The 15,835-nt window shown below is 69.5% G+C and carries 14 protein-coding genes; 11 read left to right on the forward strand and 3 right to left on the reverse strand.

The window, feature by feature from the left end; genetic code table 11:
- Window positions 1–1,805 precede the first annotated feature (1,805 nt).
- Genes MJ783_RS06335 through MJ783_RS06370 form a run of 8 tightly spaced genes read left to right on the forward strand, consistent with a single transcriptional unit; the run spans window position 1,806 to window position 9,445 of the window.
- Window positions 1,806–2,237: a phage tail protein gene (locus tag MJ783_RS06335; protein WP_239309089.1), complete on the forward strand. Its 432-nt coding sequence runs from the start codon at window positions 1,806–1,808 to the stop codon at window positions 2,235–2,237.
- Complete coding sequence (locus MJ783_RS06340; RefSeq protein WP_239309091.1) at window positions 2,234–2,947, forward strand: LysM peptidoglycan-binding domain-containing protein; 714 nt, start codon at window positions 2,234–2,236, stop codon at window positions 2,945–2,947. Before MJ783_RS06335 ends, MJ783_RS06340 begins: the two co-directional genes overlap by 4 nt.
- Window positions 2,948–2,986: 39 nt before the next feature.
- Window positions 2,987–4,774, forward strand: coding sequence for a VgrG-related protein (locus MJ783_RS06345; RefSeq protein WP_239309093.1), 1,788 nt, complete (start codon window positions 2,987–2,989; stop codon window positions 4,772–4,774).
- Between the two features lie 60 nt (window positions 4,775–4,834).
- Entirely contained in the window at window positions 4,835–5,206 is a 372-nt protein-coding gene (locus tag MJ783_RS06350; RefSeq protein ID WP_239309134.1) for a PAAR domain-containing protein, read from the forward strand.
- 4 nt (window positions 5,207–5,210) lie between these two features.
- On the forward strand, window positions 5,211–5,633 hold the full coding sequence (locus MJ783_RS06355) for a GPW/gp25 family protein (protein ID WP_239309095.1): 423 nt from the start codon (window positions 5,211–5,213) through the stop codon (window positions 5,631–5,633).
- Entirely contained in the window at window positions 5,633–7,582 is a 1,950-nt protein-coding gene (locus MJ783_RS06360) for a putative baseplate assembly protein (RefSeq protein WP_239309096.1), read from the forward strand. Before MJ783_RS06355 ends, MJ783_RS06360 begins: the two co-directional genes overlap by 1 nt.
- A gap of 54 nt (window positions 7,583–7,636) precedes the next feature.
- On the forward strand, window positions 7,637–8,206 hold the full coding sequence (locus tag MJ783_RS06365; RefSeq protein ID WP_239309098.1) for a phage tail protein: 570 nt from the start codon (window positions 7,637–7,639) through the stop codon (window positions 8,204–8,206).
- 60 nt (window positions 8,207–8,266) lie between these two features.
- Window positions 8,267–9,445, forward strand: a complete 1,179-nt coding sequence (locus MJ783_RS06370; protein ID WP_239309100.1) for a zinc-ribbon domain-containing protein — start codon at window positions 8,267–8,269, stop codon at window positions 9,443–9,445.
- Here MJ783_RS06370 and MJ783_RS06375 read toward each other — a convergent pair.
- Window positions 9,432–9,842: a hypothetical protein gene (locus tag MJ783_RS06375; RefSeq protein WP_239309102.1), complete on the reverse strand. Its 411-nt coding sequence runs from the start codon at window positions 9,840–9,842 to the stop codon at window positions 9,432–9,434. The genes MJ783_RS06370 and MJ783_RS06375 overlap by 14 nt on opposite strands.
- 73 nt (window positions 9,843–9,915) lie before the next feature.
- Entirely contained in the window at window positions 9,916–10,317 is a 402-nt protein-coding gene (locus MJ783_RS06380) for a DUF6444 domain-containing protein (RefSeq protein ID WP_239309104.1), read from the reverse strand.
- Window positions 10,318–10,994: 677 nt separating this feature from the next.
- Here MJ783_RS06380 and MJ783_RS06385 point away from each other — a divergent pair.
- Window positions 10,995–12,383: a right-handed parallel beta-helix repeat-containing protein gene (locus MJ783_RS06385; RefSeq protein WP_239309106.1), complete on the forward strand. Its 1,389-nt coding sequence runs from the start codon at window positions 10,995–10,997 to the stop codon at window positions 12,381–12,383.
- On the opposite strand, the gene nagA is transcribed toward MJ783_RS06385, so the two are convergent.
- Window positions 12,373–13,593 carry an N-acetylglucosamine-6-phosphate deacetylase gene (gene nagA, locus MJ783_RS06390; protein ID WP_239309108.1) on the reverse strand — a complete coding sequence of 407 codons (1,221 nt, stop codon included), beginning with the start codon at window positions 13,591–13,593 and terminating at the stop codon, window positions 12,373–12,375. The two genes, MJ783_RS06385 and nagA, sit on opposite strands and share 11 nt — an antisense overlap.
- Between nagA and MJ783_RS06395 the strand changes: the two genes are divergently transcribed.
- Both MJ783_RS06395 and MJ783_RS06400 read left to right on the forward strand, forming a co-directional pair.
- Window positions 13,592–15,247, forward strand: a complete 1,656-nt coding sequence (locus MJ783_RS06395) for an acyl-CoA synthetase (RefSeq protein ID WP_239309110.1) — start codon at window positions 13,592–13,594, stop codon at window positions 15,245–15,247. The two genes, nagA and MJ783_RS06395, sit on opposite strands and share 2 nt — an antisense overlap.
- 70 nt (window positions 15,248–15,317) lie before the next feature.
- Complete coding sequence (locus tag MJ783_RS06400) at window positions 15,318–15,830, forward strand: NUDIX hydrolase (protein WP_239309112.1); 513 nt, start codon at window positions 15,318–15,320, stop codon at window positions 15,828–15,830.
- Window positions 15,831–15,835: the final 5 nt, after the last annotated feature.

The raw sequence follows: 15,835 nt of genomic DNA on the forward strand, positions 1-15,835 counted from the left end.
CATGTCGGGTGTGTCTCCGTCGCTGGCCACAGCAATGCCGGCCACAGCAATGCCGGATGGTGTGGAGCGGCTGCCGGTTGCCGATCGGGCCGTACATGGTCCTGGTGGCCAGGGGCATGCTGCTGGCCGGGCTGCGGGTTCTGCTGGCGGTCGGGAGCAGGGCATGGACCGGCCTGTTCAGCGTACGGGTGTGCCCGGCCAGCCGGAACGGGCCTCCGGCGCCGAGGTCGCCGTTGTCCGTGCGGCCCCGGCTGGGCCGCTGTGGCAGCAGGAGTCTGGGTCGGGCGGTGTGGCCGATCCTGGACAGGTTGCATCATCCGGACCTCGGCGTGCTGAGCCGGTGGTACAGCGCATCGCCGTACCTGGGGCTGAGGGAGTGGCTCTGGCCGGGCCGGGGCGGCAGCAGGAGCCCGGGCCGGGTGATGCGCCTGATCGTGATCATGGACAGGTGCTGGTGTCGAAAGCGCGCCAGTCTGGTGCGTTGACCAGCGGTGCAGTCACGGGTGCGGCTGCGGTTACCGGGGTGTCGTCAGGTGGGGTGCCGAATCCGGCGGTCCCGCGGGATCCGATGGTTTCGCGGGGCGGGGAACCGTCTGTGGTTCAGCGGGCTGTGAATGGTTCTGTGGCCGCTCCGGGGCCTGGTCGGCCGGTGGTCCCGATGCCTGGCGCGGGGCCTGTCGGACTGACAGCAGCGCTGGCCACAGCAATGCCGGATGGTGTGGAGCGGCTGCCGGTTGCCGATCGGGCCGTACATGGTCCTGGTGGCCAGGGGCATGCTGCTGGCCGGGCTGCGGGTTCTGCTGGCGGTCGGGAGCAGGGCATGGACCGGCCTGTCCGGCGCACGGGTGTGTCCGGCCAGCCGGAACGGGCCTCCGGCGCCGGGAGCGCTCTACAACAGACACCGACGCCCGGTTTGGGCGCCGGTACGCTGGCGGCCACACCGCCGGACACGAGAGTCCCTATCCCCGCGGCCCGGATCCTTGTCCAGCGGAGGGCCGACGTACCCCCCGGCGCGCTGTCCGGGCCTTGGGGGTTGCCATCGGCCGGGGAACGATCGCTGGCCGGCGTCAGCCGCGCGAGCGGAACGCCGCCGTCCGGGCCAGTGCTTGCTTCCCCGCCGGCTGCCCATGTGGTCCAGACACTCGCCGCACGCCCGATGCGCCCGGTCGTCGCCGCCGACAAAATCACTGGGGTCGGCGGGACCGGCGGTGTACGAACAGGGAGGAGGGTGGCGCGGCCGGAGTCCGCACAGCCGGTACAGCGGACCGCGACACCGGCACGCCCGGTATCCACGGGCTTGCCGCCGTACGGCACGCCCCTGCCGACGGTGCGCCGTGCGGCACCCACCGGCAGCGGCTCTCAGGTATCCAGCGGCGGGAACCGACCCGGCGCCGCAGCGCCCACCACAGCATCGGCGCCTGTCCCACGTTTCTCCGGGAGTACGCCACGCACGACGGCGGCGGCGCCCATGCGCGGCGCGCCAGCGCCGGTGCAGCGCCGGTCAGCGATAACGGCATTACCGGCGTCGCCGCCATCACGGCCGTCAACCCCATCATCCGTGTCATCCGCGGGCTCCGAGGCCCGGCCGGAACAGGGTGCTGCCGGCATCGACATTGACGAGTTGATCCGCCGGTTCGATCGGAGGCATCTTGATCATCTTGCTCATCGGCTGGTCGAACCGCTCGGGCGTTTGCTACGCGCCGAGGTCCGGCTCGGACGTGAACGCACCGGCCGTCTGTTGGACGGCGGCCGGTAAGCGGACACACCGGTGAACGAACACAACGGCATCACATGGAAGGACGAGTATGGCAAGCGTCGATCCCGGCACAGCGGTCCATTTCCGCCTGAAGATCGACGGTATCAACCTGGGCGACTGGAACAGCTGCGACGGGCTCGGCTGCCAGGTGGAGGTCGAGGAGCACCAAGAAGGCGGCAACAACGGCTTCGTCTGGCAGCTACCGTCGCGTATCCGCTACCAGAACGTGACGCTGACCCGTCCCCTCACACCGGATACGGCCAAGGTGGCGCAGTTCCTGGCCAAACTGCCCAGAGGTGTTAAACGCGGGACGGCACAGATCGCCGCGCTGCGGCCGGATCTGGCGATGCTGGTGCAGTGGGGGCTCGCCGACGTCGTACTCGTGCGCTGGTCGGGGCCGTCGTTCGACCCGACCCGATCCGAGGTGGCCACCGAGAGCATCGAGCTGGCGTATCACGGGTTCCTGGAGGTGGGCGGATGATCGCGCCAGCCGGCAAGGTGGCGGCGTTCCTGCAGCGGTACCAGCCGCCGACCAACGGCGGCAGCCGGCCGGGTGGGCCGCTGGGTGGGCCCATCACGTTCATGTTCAACCCGAACCAGCTCACCCTGACCAAGTCGGCGACCTGGATCCCGCACATCGTGCGGGGCGCGCAGGAGACCGGTATCCCGGAGTTCAGCGGTTCCGGGCCGCGAACGTTGGACCTTGAGATCTTCCTTGACGTCACCGACACCCATAGCCGCACCGTGCAGCAGCGCGTCGACGAGTTGCTGACCTGCTGCGTGCCCACGGCGGCGAGCATCGCGGCCAAGGCGCCGTCACCGCCGTGGGTGAAGTTCGCCTGGGGCCAGTTCCAGACGGTGTCCTTCTACGCGTATGTCGGCCAGGTCAGCGCCGCGTGCACGCTGTTCGACGGCAACGGTACGCCGCTGCGGGCGAACTGCTCGCTGAGCTTGTCCGAGATCAGTGGCAACATGCCCGGCCAGAATCCCACCTCCGGAAGCCGGTCGGCGCGCCGGGTGCACCGAGTGGTGGACGGCGACTCACTGCCGCTGCTGGCGCACAGCGAGTACGGCGATCCGACGGTCTGGCGGGTGATCGCGGAAGCCAACGGAATCGACGACCCGATGCGGCTGCCGCCCGGCATGGAACTGCTGCTGCCGGCCGCTGACGAGCTGCCAGCCGGCAGCTAGGACACAGGTAGGCAGCTCTAGACACAGGTAGGGAGCACAGTGTCGGACGGCAACTACACCAATTACCTCATCGTCGGCGTACCCGGGCCACTGCCGGAGGAGTGGGAGACCCGCCTGGTACACGCGGCTATCGAGGACAGCTCGAATCTGCCCGCCGCGGCGACGCTGCGCTACCGCGACTCCAAGAGCCAGCTGCTGGACAAGCTCAATATCACCATCGGTTCGCGACTCACCGCCGCGGTCCGGGCCGGTGACAAGACAAGCCCGGTGCCGCTGTTCACCGGCGAGGTCGTCACGCTGGAGACGGAGTTCGACGGCACCGGCACGTTCACCACGATCCGTGCGCTGGACATGTCGCACCGGCTGATGCGCGGGCGGCAGGTGGCCACCTACACCGGCAAGGCGTCGGACATCGCCCGCGACGTGGCGCGGAAAGCCGGCCTGTCGATCGGGAGAATCGACCCCACCAGCACCGTCTACGAGATGGTGACCCAGCCGAACACCACGGACTGGGAGTTCCTCACGATGCTCGCCGCCGACAACGACGCCGAGGTCGCCATGGTCGACGGCACGTTCGTGTTCCGGAAGCCGGTGCGCGCCGCGACAGCACCCGGCACCGGTACGCCGGCCCGCCAGAGCGACGTAGTGGTGCAGATGAACGAGAACCTGCTCGCCGTGCGGTCCACGGTCACCTCGGTCGGTCAGCTCTCGCGGGTGGAGGTACGCGGCTGGGACGTCAGGCGCAAGAAGGAGCTCGTGGCCGAGGCGAAGACGGACACCAGCGCGGAGCTGAACCTCGGCCTCACCCCGGCGCAGGTGGCGCAGCCGTTCGGCGACGCGGAACTGCTCGTCACCGACGTGCCGTACCGCACCGACGCCGAGGTCAAGGCGGTCGCGACAGCGCTCGCCTCGAACGTGACGTCGGCGTTCGCCGAGCTGGAGGTCGGCATCCGCGGCAATCCGCGGATGCGCGCCGGGGTACCGATCACGCTGGCGGACGTCGGCCCGCCGTTCGAGGGCAAGTACACGATCACATCGAGCCGGCACGTGTTCGGGCCGGGCCGGTTCTACGAGACGTGGCTGACCGTCAGCGGCCGTCAGGACCGGTCACCGTACGGGCTGGCGGCCGGTGCCTCCGCCCCGGCCCGCGGGATGCGCGTGCCCGGTCTCGCGATCGGCATCGTGACCAGCACCAGCGCCGGCCAGGGCCGCGACCGTGACCATCCCGAGCGCCGTGACCAGGGCTGGGTCAAACTGCGGTTCCCGTGGTTGACCGGGCTGGGCGGCCCCCGGAAGAACGGCTATGAGACCGACTGGGTACGGACGGTGCAGTTCGGTGGGGTGCGCGGCGGCGGCGTCTTCAGCCCAGAGATCGATGACGAGGTCCTGGTCGGGTTCGAGCAGGGGTTGCTGGACCGCCCGTATGTCATCGGGGGCCTGTACAACGGTGTCGACAAGCCGTCGCCGCACGACGGGCCGCTGATCGACCCGAGGGACGGCGCGGTGACCCGCCGCTCGTTCGCCTCCCGCACGGGCCACCGGCTGGAACTGCTCGACCCGCCGCTGTCCAGCCCGAGCGCCGTACGCGGGGTGCGGCTGCGCACCGGCGACAACAAGCTGGTGATCGAGCTCGACCAGCAGAAGGCTGCGGTGACCATCAACAGCGACGGCACCGTGGCCATCGAGGCGAGAAGGCAGGTGACGATACAGGGCAACGGCATCACGCTCGACGCCGGAGCCGGCGAGCTGAGCCTGACCGGCCGGTCGGTGTCGGTGTCGGGCAGGGCCAATGTCGAGGTCAAGGCCCCGATAGTGCGGATCAACTGACGTGTCGCGCGGCGAGGACATGCCGCGCGGCGAAGGAGACGAATGGAGAGGGAGGTGCCCATGCCACCGGCCGCCCGGATCAACGACCAGATCAGCCATCTGGCCACGCCCGTGACGCCGGGGCCCCCGAACGGCACCGTCGGCGTGCCGGGCGGAGCGGCCGTACCCGGGCTGCCCGCCAACGCCGGCGGGCCGCTGCTCGGGGTGCCGAGCGTGCGGATCGGCGGACTACCAGCCGCGGTCATCGGCAGTCTGTGCGTGTGCGCGATACACGCGGAGCTCGGTCCGGGCAACGTGGTGCTGTCCCCGATGCCGCCACCGGTGACCGGCATCGTGCTCATCGGCGGCTTCCCCGCCGCGCGCAAGGGCGACCGGATCACCTGTCAGGCGACCATCAGCACCGGCGCTCCCAACGTGCTCATCGGAGGCTAGCTCGGTGGCGGAGCAGTTCATCGGGGCGGGCTGGGCGTTCCCGCTGCGTACCGACGCGACCGGGAGCGTGGCCCTGGTGGCCCGCGAGCGTGAGATCGTCGAGGCGATCCGGCTCATTCTCGGGACCGCCCCGGGGGAACGCCCGATGCGGCCGGAGTTCGGGTGCGGCATCCACGACTACGTGTTCGCCCCCGCGGACGAGAACACCGCCGGGCAGATCGCGTTCGAGGTGCGCGCCGCCCTGGAGCGGTGGGAGCCGCGTATCGACGTCCGTGACGTACTGGTCGACTTCGACGCGGGGGAGGCCGGCACGCTGTACATCGACATCCGCTACGTCATCCGTGGCACGAACGACCCACGCAACCTGGTTTTCCCGTTTTACGTGATCCCTTCCCACGACGAGCCGGTTGAGGAAAGTACCACCTGATGCCCCTTCCCGCCCCGAACCTCGACGACCGCCGGTTCCAGCAGCTCGTCGACGAGGCCAAGCGCTTCGTCCAGCAACGCTGTCCGGAGTGGAGCGACCACAACGTCTCCGATCCCGGGGTCACGCTGATCGAGGTGTTCGCACACATGGTCGACCAGCTGCTGTACCGGCTCAACCGGGTACCGGACCGCACCTATCTGGCCTTCCTGGACCTGATCGGGGTCACGCTGTTCCCGCCGACCGCGGCCCGTGCCGACGTCACGTTCTGGCTGTCGGCCCCGCACTCCCAGCCGGTCGTGCTGCGCGCCGGAACAGAGGTCGCGACGGTACGCACGGGGACCGAGGAAGCCGTCGTCTTCGCCACGTCAGCCGACCTCACGATCGTGCCGTGCACGTTGACCCAGCTACGCACCCAACCCGCTGAGGGCCGCGGCGCCGACCACACCGGCGACCTGCTCGACAGCCGTGACATCGCCTGCTTCTCGGCCAGCCCGGCCGTCGGTGACGCGATGCTGGTCGGGCTGTCCGCGGCCGTGCCGTCGTGCGCGGCCGTGCTGCGCCTGGACAGCAGGGTCGAGGGCATCGGCGTCGACCCGCGGCAGCCGCCGCTGGTCTGGGAGGCATGGGACGGCACGGACTGGACCGGCTGCGAGGTCGACCAGGACGAAACCGGCGGGTTGAACAAGCCGGGTGACGTCGTCCTGCATGTGCCCGCCGCGCACACCGCGTCGGTGATCGCCGGCCGGCGCGCCGGTTGGCTGCGCTGCCGCGTCGTGCCCGCCGAGGCGGGGCAGCCGTTCTACTCGGCGTCGCCGACCATCCGGGCCGCCGAAGCGTTCACCATCGGCGGTACGGTCGACGCCGTCCACGCCGAGACCGTGTTCGCGGAGACGCTGGGCGAGTCCGAGGGAGTGCCCGGGCAGCGGTTCACGGTGGCCCGCCCGCCGGTGATCCCCGACGACGAGCCGTTCGTGGTCGAGGTCTCCGACGGTGACGGCTGGCAGGAGTGGACCGAGGTTGACGCGTTCGGCGCATCCGGGCCGGACGACCGGCACGTGGTGCTTGACCGCACCGCGGGCGAGGTGTCCTTCGGGCCCGCCATCCGGCAGCCGGACGGCGGGCTGCGCCGCTACGGGGCGCTGCCGCCCACGGGCGCCCAGCTGCGGGTACGCCGCTACCGCACCGGGGGCGGGCGGCAGGGCAACGTGGCCCGCGGGGCGCTGTCGGTGCTGCGCAGCTCGGTCCCTTACATCGCCAGCGTGGACAACCGCGAGGCGGCGGCCGGCGGCGTCGACGGCGAGACCGTGGACAGTGCCAAGATGCGCGGGCCGGTGCAGCTACGCGCCCAGGACCGGGCGGTGACCGCGCACGACTACGAAATGATCGCCCGTCAGGCGAGCCCGTCCGCGGCGCGTGTCCGATGCCTGCCTGCCGGTGACGGCGCCGAGAGCGGCGGGGTACGGGTGCTGGTCGTGCCGGAGGTGGCGGCTGACGAGGGTGAGCGGCTGCGCTTCGAGCAGCTCGTACCATCCGCCGATATGCTCGCGACGATCGCGGGGAACCTGGACCGGCGGCGTCTGATCGGTGCCCGGCTGGTCGTGGAGCCGCCGTACTACCAGGGCGTCACCGTCGTGGCCCGGCTGGTCGCCCGGCTCGGTGTCCCCGCTGCCCGGCTGCAGGCGGACGCGCTCGCGGCCCTGTACGCGTACCTCAACCCGCTGCGCGGCGGGCCCGATGCGATGGGCTGGCCGTTCGGCCGGCCGGTGCACGCGGGCGAGGTGATCGGTGTGCTGCACCGCCTGCCCGGGACCGAGATGGTGGAGGAGCTGCGCCTGTTCCCGGCCGATCCGCTGACCGGGCTGCGCGGCGACCCGGTGACCCGCATCGACCTGGACCGGTATGCGCTCGTCTTCTCCTACGAACACCAGGTCCGCGTCGACGAGGGCTGACCCTGCCCCGGGCGGGCGGGGGCGGCACCGTCAAAACACGAAGGGATGGGCCCCATGCGCGGAGCAGTCGACGGGCTGGCCACACCGCATCCATTAGGCCGGCAGCTACCCGCGATCTACGCCGCCGACGACTTCGCGCAGCGACTGCTCGCCGCACTCGACAGCGTCGTCGCGCCGGTGCACGTCACGCTGGACAACCTGTGGGCATACCTGGATCCACAGCTTGCCCCGGCCGACTTCGTCGACTGGCTCGGTGGTTGGGTGGCCGCCGACGCGGCCATCGACTCACCCGCCGCGCGCCGCGAGGCCGTACGCCGTGCGGTGGAGCTACATCGGGTACGCGGTACCGGACGGGGCCTCGCCGAGCAGGTGCGGATGGCGTTCGGCGTGACAGCTGAGGTCGTCGACAGCGGGGGAACCACCTGGTCGCTCACTCCCGGTGCGGAGCTGCCCGGGTCACCGGAGCCGTCGATGACCGTACGGGTACACCCGGCCGGCGGGGATCCCGTGCCAGCCGCGCGGCTCCGGGAATTGATCGAGGCTAACCGTCCCGCGCACGTGACGTACACGGTGGAGATCCTGTCGGCCGCGCCCGGGGACACGGCACCTGCCGACCCGCGGTGAGTACGCCGCGGGCAGGTCCAGACCGAACCCCGGGCCCGCTGGAACATCGGAAGGACGAGTGTGGCTGAGGCCGTCTGCGAGCAGTGCGGCTCCCCGGTGCGGGACGGCGAGCCGTTCTGCGGAAACTGCGGGGCGTTCCTCGAGTGGGACAGGGAACCGGCGCCGACGGGGCAGGCCGCGGCGGCCCACCCCCAGCCGGTGGCCGGGCCGCCGGCCGCGCCAGGAGCCGAGGTGCCATCCGCGCCGGCTGTGATCCCGGCTGCGGCACCGCCCGTGCCTGCTGAAGCAGCACCTGCGCCGCCAACCCCCGCTGCGGACCCCGCGACGTCGCGGGCCGCCGCCTTGCTGGTACCCGTGCAACCGGCACGCCACGACGATCCGCCGGAACCGCACGCACCGGAGACCGCGGCCGGGACCGTCAGCAGCCACCCCGCCACACCCAGCGGGGATCAGCCAGGTGCGGTCCAGCCCGGCCGGCCGGTCCCGCGCCGGCCCACGGTACGGACCTACTCCGACGACCGCGACCCGACGCCGGACGACATCGCCTGCCCGGCCTGTGGCACCGCGAACCGGCCCGACCGCAACTTCTGCCGCCGTTGCGGGGCGGCGCTGGGTGGCCCTGCCGATCGGGCGCGGCGGCTGCCGTGGTGGCGACGCTGGCGCCGGCGTCCCCGCCCCGCCCGGAGCCTGCTCTGGCGGGTGCTGACCTGGCTCCTCATCATCGCGCTGCTGGCCGCTCTCGGCTACGCAGCCTTGGTCCTCGGCCGTAAGGCGACTGACGCGATCCGTGACAAAATTGCCAAGCCCGTACCCGTGCACCCGACATTCGTGCACGCCTCCAGCGAGGCACCCGGGCATCCGGCGGCGTCGGCGGCGGACGGCCTGAGCAACCGGTACTGGGCCCCCGCCCGGACCGGTCCGGCCCAGGGCGAGTACGTGGAGTTCGCGTTCGCTGGCCCGGTGCGGCTGCTTGATCTGATCGTGCACACGGGTGCAGCCGCCGATCAGGATGTCTTCCTCGGCCAGGCGCGCCCTGCGGAGCTGGGGCTGACCGCCTGGACCGCAGGCGGCGACCAGGTCCACACGACGCTGCACCTGGAAGACCGGCTCGGTGAGCAGAAGTTCCACCAGGTGATCGGCGACGTGGTACATATCCGCCTCACGATCAAATCCGACTACGGTGACGCACCCGAACGCCGGGTGGCCCTGGGCGAAGTCGAGTTCTTCAAGCGTCCATGATCGTGTTGGCTGTGTGCGGTCGGCGAGTGCCCAGCGTGGCCGGTCGGCGATCGTCAGGCAAGGATGGTGTTCTGTGCGGGTCGGATTCCTGGTTGAGCAGATGATGGCGCCGGTGCCGGGCGGAACTCGCCTCCTGGGTACGCAACAACTCATTTTCCATGCGTACGTGACGGTTCGTGGGCGTGGCTGTAGGCCGTGCCGGCGGGGCTGGCGCGGGGTCGGGTGGGTGCCCGTCAGGTGACGACGGCGGGTGGTGGCATCCAGGGAGTGCCGCGGAACGCGAGGCGTAGGGCGTGTAGCGCGGAGACGCCGTGCTTGCGGCGGGCGGTACGACCGGCAGATGCCGGCGGAGCAGGAAGTACAGCGCGAGCGCGCGCAGCTCCGGCCCGTAGGACACCGGCGCGCCGGACAGCCCTTCAGGGCGGGCGGCGACGTGGCGGCGTCCGCAGCCGCACACAACCTGGCGAAGATCACGCCGGGTTACCGTCGACCGGGCCGGTTCGAGATCGTGGGACTGGTGCGAGCGCGCGGCTCCCGCCGGCCTCGCGGCGGCCAGCGCCGCCTACGCGGCCACACGCCCCGGTCGGAAAATGCGCCTCGACCCGATCCGGGTCCTCCCGCCAGGCCAGCGTCAACCCGTCCGCGCCCGGCTGCTTACCGCGCTTCTTCTTCCCGGCCGTGTCACCGCCCGCAGCTGCAGGCGCCGGCGGCCCGGGCGGCTTGCGTCCCGGGATCGCGTCGTCCGTCGACGGCGACAACGACGAGTTCCGCGAGTTCCGCGACGCTTTCCGCTCCAGGTCAGCGACCTTTGCCGTCAGCTCGACGATCTCCCTGGCCTGCACCGCCACCGTTGCCCGCAACTCGGCAATCAACTCCGCCTGCGCGCACGAGAGCGATCACACCCTCGATCGGCATCTCCGCCAGCGACTGCACCCCACCCCGTCACCACATCCACCAGATCCGGTATGCTATGCATCAGCCAACAGCCGGACCCGGAGCGAACGCTAACCACCCACAGCAACACCAACAATGAAGCTGAATGTTTACCGATAAACCCTCGATGATCCCACGGGAAATCTCTTCGCAATCCGCTGCGGTAAGCGCTTCGTCGCACACTTTAGTCTCCTTGGTCAGCAGAATCCACAGTATATCGTATGTGACGTGATTCACATGCGGTGCACTGACCCTTTGAGACCAAGCATTGGCTGGCGGCTCGACCAGCTGAACAGAACGTTGTTGAACGAACCCGGCCATCGACTCCGTGGTTCAGTGCGTATCGTTCGCCCGAAGCAGATCAAAGAGGCATCCCATTGAGGGATGCGATCGCCCATCGCATGGAACACCTATACTCTCCCTGCCTCAACACATCGAGATGCGAGGGACGTGTATGTTCGCGGCTTTTACGGGCGGGAGCTTGGTCCAGCGGACGGCCCAATCCGCATCATTGCTCTTCGTAGGAGCAATACTACTTTTGGTAACCGCATGCCGGAACCCCGTCCAGCCATCCGCTCAGCTCCCCGCCCAGCCATCCGCGGGGGAAGCGCAGCTGGTGTTCTCCGGTTCCGGCGACCTGTCGAGCGACGTGAAAAGCCTCGACAACCAGGCCCTTCCTGCCGCTTCGACCTTCTACGCGGGGCTCGCGGGCACAGATGACGGAGCGGACATCCGCTTCACGCTTGACGGGAAATCCCTCACCACGGTGAATCCTGGAGTTGTGAAGGTGGCTGGCCTGGGCGAGGGCAAGCACTCGCTGATCGCGGAGACCTACGAGAAGGACGGGGACCAGTCCCGGCGGACACACCGTTCCCGGGCGAACTTCCGGATAGGCGAAGGCACAGCCGGCGGGACGGCCACGCCCTCGGCGGCACCGGGCCCGGACCAGGAAGACGGCTCCCAGTCACAGTCCTCGCCGCCCGTGCCGGCCGCGCCGGCGCTGGACCCAGTCGCGCCTGGAACGGAGGTGACGGTGACCAATGTCACGAGCCTGATAGACGCGCTCAACACCGCACACCCCGGAATGACCATCACGATGGCCGATGGCCGTTACTCGGGCAAGGACGCAAAAGACTACAATGCCAAGAGCAAGCCTAGTGGTACCCCGACGAGCCCGGGGCGATTCAACATCCGGGTCTCTGGCACCGAAGCCGCACCCATCACACTGCGTGGATCCCGTAATGCCGTACTCGACGGCGGTGGCGCGGGCGGAGGTTACGGCCTGAACCTTCTGGGAGCAAGCTACTGGAAGCTCCAGGGGTTCACCGTGACGGAAGCGACCAAGGGTGTGGTGCTCGACGGTTCCAGCCATGTGACGATCGACGGTCTGTACGTTCACGACGTCGGGCAGGAAGGCATCCACCTGCGGGCTTTTTCCAGCTACAACGTGGTGACCAACTGCCTGGTGGAAAACACGGGGGTAAAGACCCCCAGCTTCGGCGAGGGCATCTACCTGGGCTCCGCCGTCTCCAACTGGGGTCGTTACACAGGTGGCAAGCCGGACACGTCCGACTACAACCAGGTGATCGGAAACACCATCCGTCACACCGGTGCCGAGAACATCGACATCAAGGAGGGCACGACCGGCGGCGTGATCCAGAACAACTCCTTCGACGCGGTCGGTATGTCGGGGAGCTGGGCGGACTCCTGGGTAGACGTGAAAGGCAACAACTATATGATTACCGGTAACAGGGGTACGGTAAGCGGGCCGTCGGCACTCAAGGACGGCTTCCAGACCCATGTGATCACAACCAACGGTGAGTCACTGGGCTCCGGCGACGGAAACGTCTTCGTCGACAATATCGTGGACCTCGGCGGAGCCACCGGCGTCGGCTTCTGGATTCACAATCCGAAAACAACAAACAACAAAATTGACTGTGCGTCCAACAAGGTGACCGGAGGTAGTGGTTTCGCCTCCAAGGACGTGACCTGCGTCAATCCATGACCGGAGCGCCGTCCGCCGCCGCGGGGCCGGTGGAGCCGCGGGGCACGAAACCGCGGGGCTGCGACCACACCCCGTGGGCCATGACCCGGACGAGGCGAAAACCAGCGTCGAGGACCACGAGGTCGGCGTCCAGCCCGGCGGCGATCGCTCCGCACCTGTCGGCCAGGCCGAGCACACGGGCCGGGTTCGTCGCCGCCGCGGCCGCGGCCACCTCGACCGACAGGCCCGTGTCGACGACCGTGCGGCGCACCGCCTCGTCCATCGTGAGCGTGCTGCCCGCAAGCACGCCCGAACGCGCGAGCCGCGCTTGGCCACCGCGTACCCGTACCGCCTGCCCACCGAGGACGTAGTCACCGTCACCGACGCCAGCCGCATCTATGGCGTCGGTGACCAGGACAAGCCGGTGCCGATCGCGGGCGGTCATCCGCGCGACGGACGGGTGCACATGGACACCATCATTGATCAGCTCACAGGCGACGCCGGCATCGAGGGCGGCTCCGACCGGGCCAGGCTCCCGATGATGCAGCGGCCGCATAGCGTTGAACAGATGAGTGGTCAGGCTCGCGCCGGCCGCGAACGCGGCGGCTGCCTGCTCGTAGGTGGCGTCGGTGTGCCCGACGGCGGCCACGATCCCGCCCGCCACGGCATCGGTGATGATGTCGAGGGCGGCGGGCAGCTCGGGCGCGACCGTGATGGCCCGCAGCGCGCCCCCGGCCGCCCGGACCAAGCTGGCGAACACCGCCCGGTCCGGGGCGAGCAGATGTTCCGGGGCCTGCGCACCGCAGCGCGCGGCCGAGAGGAACGGCCCCTCCAGATGCGCCCCGACCACATGGCCGTCCGCGCACGCACCGCGCCCGACCAGGCCGGCAGCCCATGACAGCTGCTCCGCGAGCCTGTCGGCAGGCGCGGTCACCAGCGACACGAGCGTGCGGGTGGTGCCGTGCGCGCGGTGGAACGCCACCGCCGCGGCCATCTCCGCGGCTGAGGCGGCGACGTCGTGACCACCACCACCGTGCACGTGCAGATCGATGAACCCCGGCAACAACCAGGCACCGCCAAGATCGACGACCGGCTGTCCAGCCCGGCCCGCCGGCCTGCCAGCGCCGACCGCGGCGATGCGCCCTCCGTCAACCTCGACCCAGCCTGGATCCAGGACACCTTCCGGAGTCACCACCCGGGCTCCGGCCAGCACACACCGTGACATACTCATGGGCATCCTCAAAACCGTACCGGTCAAGGTCGACTACCTGGACGCTGGCACATCGTCAACCGAGGGAGACACATCCATGGCCGGTACCTTTCGGATGTCGTACGCGCAGGCGTGTGCCGAGCACCGCTGGGACGTTCCCGAGCGTTACAACATCGCGGCCGACGTCTGCGACAAACATCCCCGCGGCAAGCTGGCGATGGTCTACGAACGTTTCGACGGATACCGCGCCGATGTGTCCTGGGGCGAACTGCAGGACCTCGCGGCTCAGGCAGCGCACGCCCTCACCGCGGCAGGGGTCGCACGCACGGACCGCGTGGCCGTGGTCCTGCCCCCATCGCCGGAAACCGCCGGGGTGTTCTTCGGCGTCTGGAAGCTCGGTGCGCTCCTGCTGTCGATGAGCGTTCTTTACGGCGACGACGGGATCCGCCACCGGCTCACGGATGCGCAGGCCGCCGTGCTCATCACCAACAGGGCCAACGCACCCCGCTTCGCCGGGATGGGCGTGCGTGTCCTCGTCCTGGACGACGACCTGCTCACCGACCACCCCACCGAACACGAGACGGTGGACACGCATGCGGACGACCCGGCGCAGCTGTATTACACCTCCGGCACGACCGGCGTGGCCAAGGGCATTGTGCATGCGCACCGCTACCTCCTTGCCCACAACGAGTTCGTCCACTGCCACGACGTGCGCGACGGTGAACGTTTTCACGGCATGGGTGAATGGGCGTGGGCAGCCGGCATCGCCCCGCTGCTGGGCCCCTGGCGCCTGGGCGCGGTGCAGTGCGTCTACCAGCGCGAAGGCGGTTTCGACCCGCACAGGCAACTGGGCTTCCTCGCCCGGCACGAGGTGACGAACGTGTTCACCACGCCGACGGCGATGCGGTCGATGATGGGCATCGCCGACGCCGGCACGCGTTATCCCCAGCGGTTGCGCATCGTGTGCTCCGCTGGCGAGCCGCTCAACCCGGAGGCGATCCGCTGGTTCCGAGAGCAGTACGGCGTCACCGTCCTCGACTACTACGGGATGACCGAGAGCTATCCGATGGTCGGTAACTACCCGTTCATGGATGTTCGGGACGGCTCCATGGGCAAACCGCTGCCCGGCTGGAAGGTGGCGATCCTCGACGAGAACGGGCGTCCGGTGGGCCCGGGCGAGCGTGGCGAGATCTGCCTGGAGTCACGCTCCAACCCGCACTACCCGCTCGGATACTGGAACCGCCCGGACGACACCGAGCGGGTGTTCGGCGGCGAGTGGTTCCACACCGGTGACGCGGCCAGCCTCGACGAGGACGGCTACTTCTGGTTCGAAGGGCGCGCCGACGACCTGATCATCGCAGCCGGCTACCGGATCGGGCCGTTCGAGGTGGAGTCCGCCTGCCTGGAGCATCCGGCGGTCGCCGAGGCTGCTGTGATCGGCGTCCCGGACGAACGCCGAGGCCACGTTGTCAAGGCCTTCGTCGTGCTCGCCGACGGTCACGAGCCCTCGGCGGAGCTGGCCAGGGGGATACAACAGCATGTCCGTGACAGGCTCAGCGCCTACGCCTACCCACGTCTGATCGATTTCGTCGACAGCCTGCCGAAGACCCTCACCGGCAAGATCCGGCGTATCGAACTTCGTCGTGCCGGACAGAACGACGCCCGCACGACGTAATCCGGTTTCAGGATCCGGGGCTCCCACCACCGGCGGCCCAATGGTCATGGGGCAACTAGGGTCATAGGGCATGACCAGCGGACGACTGCCACCGGCCGAGTTCTACGCGACGCTCCCCCACTCGATCGCGGGGGCCGCTGCCCTCTTTCACGATCCCGAAGGCCGGGTCCTGCTCGTCCAGCCGTCGTACCGCGACGACACCTGGCTCATCCCCGGCGGCCACATGGATCCGGGTGAGTACCCGTGGGACACCGCACGGCGGGAGATCAAGGAAGAACTCGGGCTGGATGTCCGCCCTGGACGGCTGGTAGGAGTCGACTGGGTACCTCCTCAGGAGGACGGCAGGCCGGCGCTGGTCAACTTCCTGTTCGACGGCGGACCGCTCACGGCAGACGACATTGAACACGGTCTGTGCCTGCAGGCGGACGAGCTCACCGCCTGGCGGCTGTGCGCCCCCGACGAGTACGACCAGTTCCTCGCCCCGTACATGGCCCGGCGCATCCGTGCCTGCATGCACGCCCTGCGCACGGGTCGGACCGTGTACCTCCAGCACGGACGGCCACCGCAGGCCCCGACGGACTGACCACC

The sequence above is a fragment of the Protofrankia sp. Cj3 genome, assembly GCF_917627355.1.
Lineage (GTDB): Bacteria > Actinomycetota > Actinomycetes > Frankiales > Frankiaceae > Protofrankia.

Bases quoted from the DNA above. Each gene is read 5' to 3' on its own strand.
- MJ783_RS06335 (WP_239309089.1), top strand. From the start codon at position 1,806: ATGGCAAGCGTCGATCCCGGCACAGCGGTCCATTTCCGCCTGAAGATC.
- MJ783_RS06400 (WP_239309112.1), top strand. From the start codon at position 15,318: ATGACCAGCGGACGACTGCCACCGGCCGAGTTCTACGCGACGCTCCCC.
- MJ783_RS06395 (WP_239309110.1), top strand. From the start codon at position 13,592: ATGGGCATCCTCAAAACCGTACCGGTCAAGGTCGACTACCTGGACGCT.
- MJ783_RS06340 (WP_239309091.1), top strand. From the start codon at position 2,234: ATGATCGCGCCAGCCGGCAAGGTGGCGGCGTTCCTGCAGCGGTACCAG.
- MJ783_RS06365 (WP_239309098.1), top strand. From the start codon at position 7,637: ATGCGCGGAGCAGTCGACGGGCTGGCCACACCGCATCCATTAGGCCGG.
- nagA (WP_239309108.1), bottom strand. From the start codon at position 13,593: ATGAGTATGTCACGGTGTGTGCTGGCCGGAGCCCGGGTGGTGACTCCG.
- MJ783_RS06360 (WP_239309096.1), top strand. From the start codon at position 5,633: ATGCCCCTTCCCGCCCCGAACCTCGACGACCGCCGGTTCCAGCAGCTC.
- MJ783_RS06350 (WP_239309134.1), top strand. From the start codon at position 4,835: ATGCCACCGGCCGCCCGGATCAACGACCAGATCAGCCATCTGGCCACG.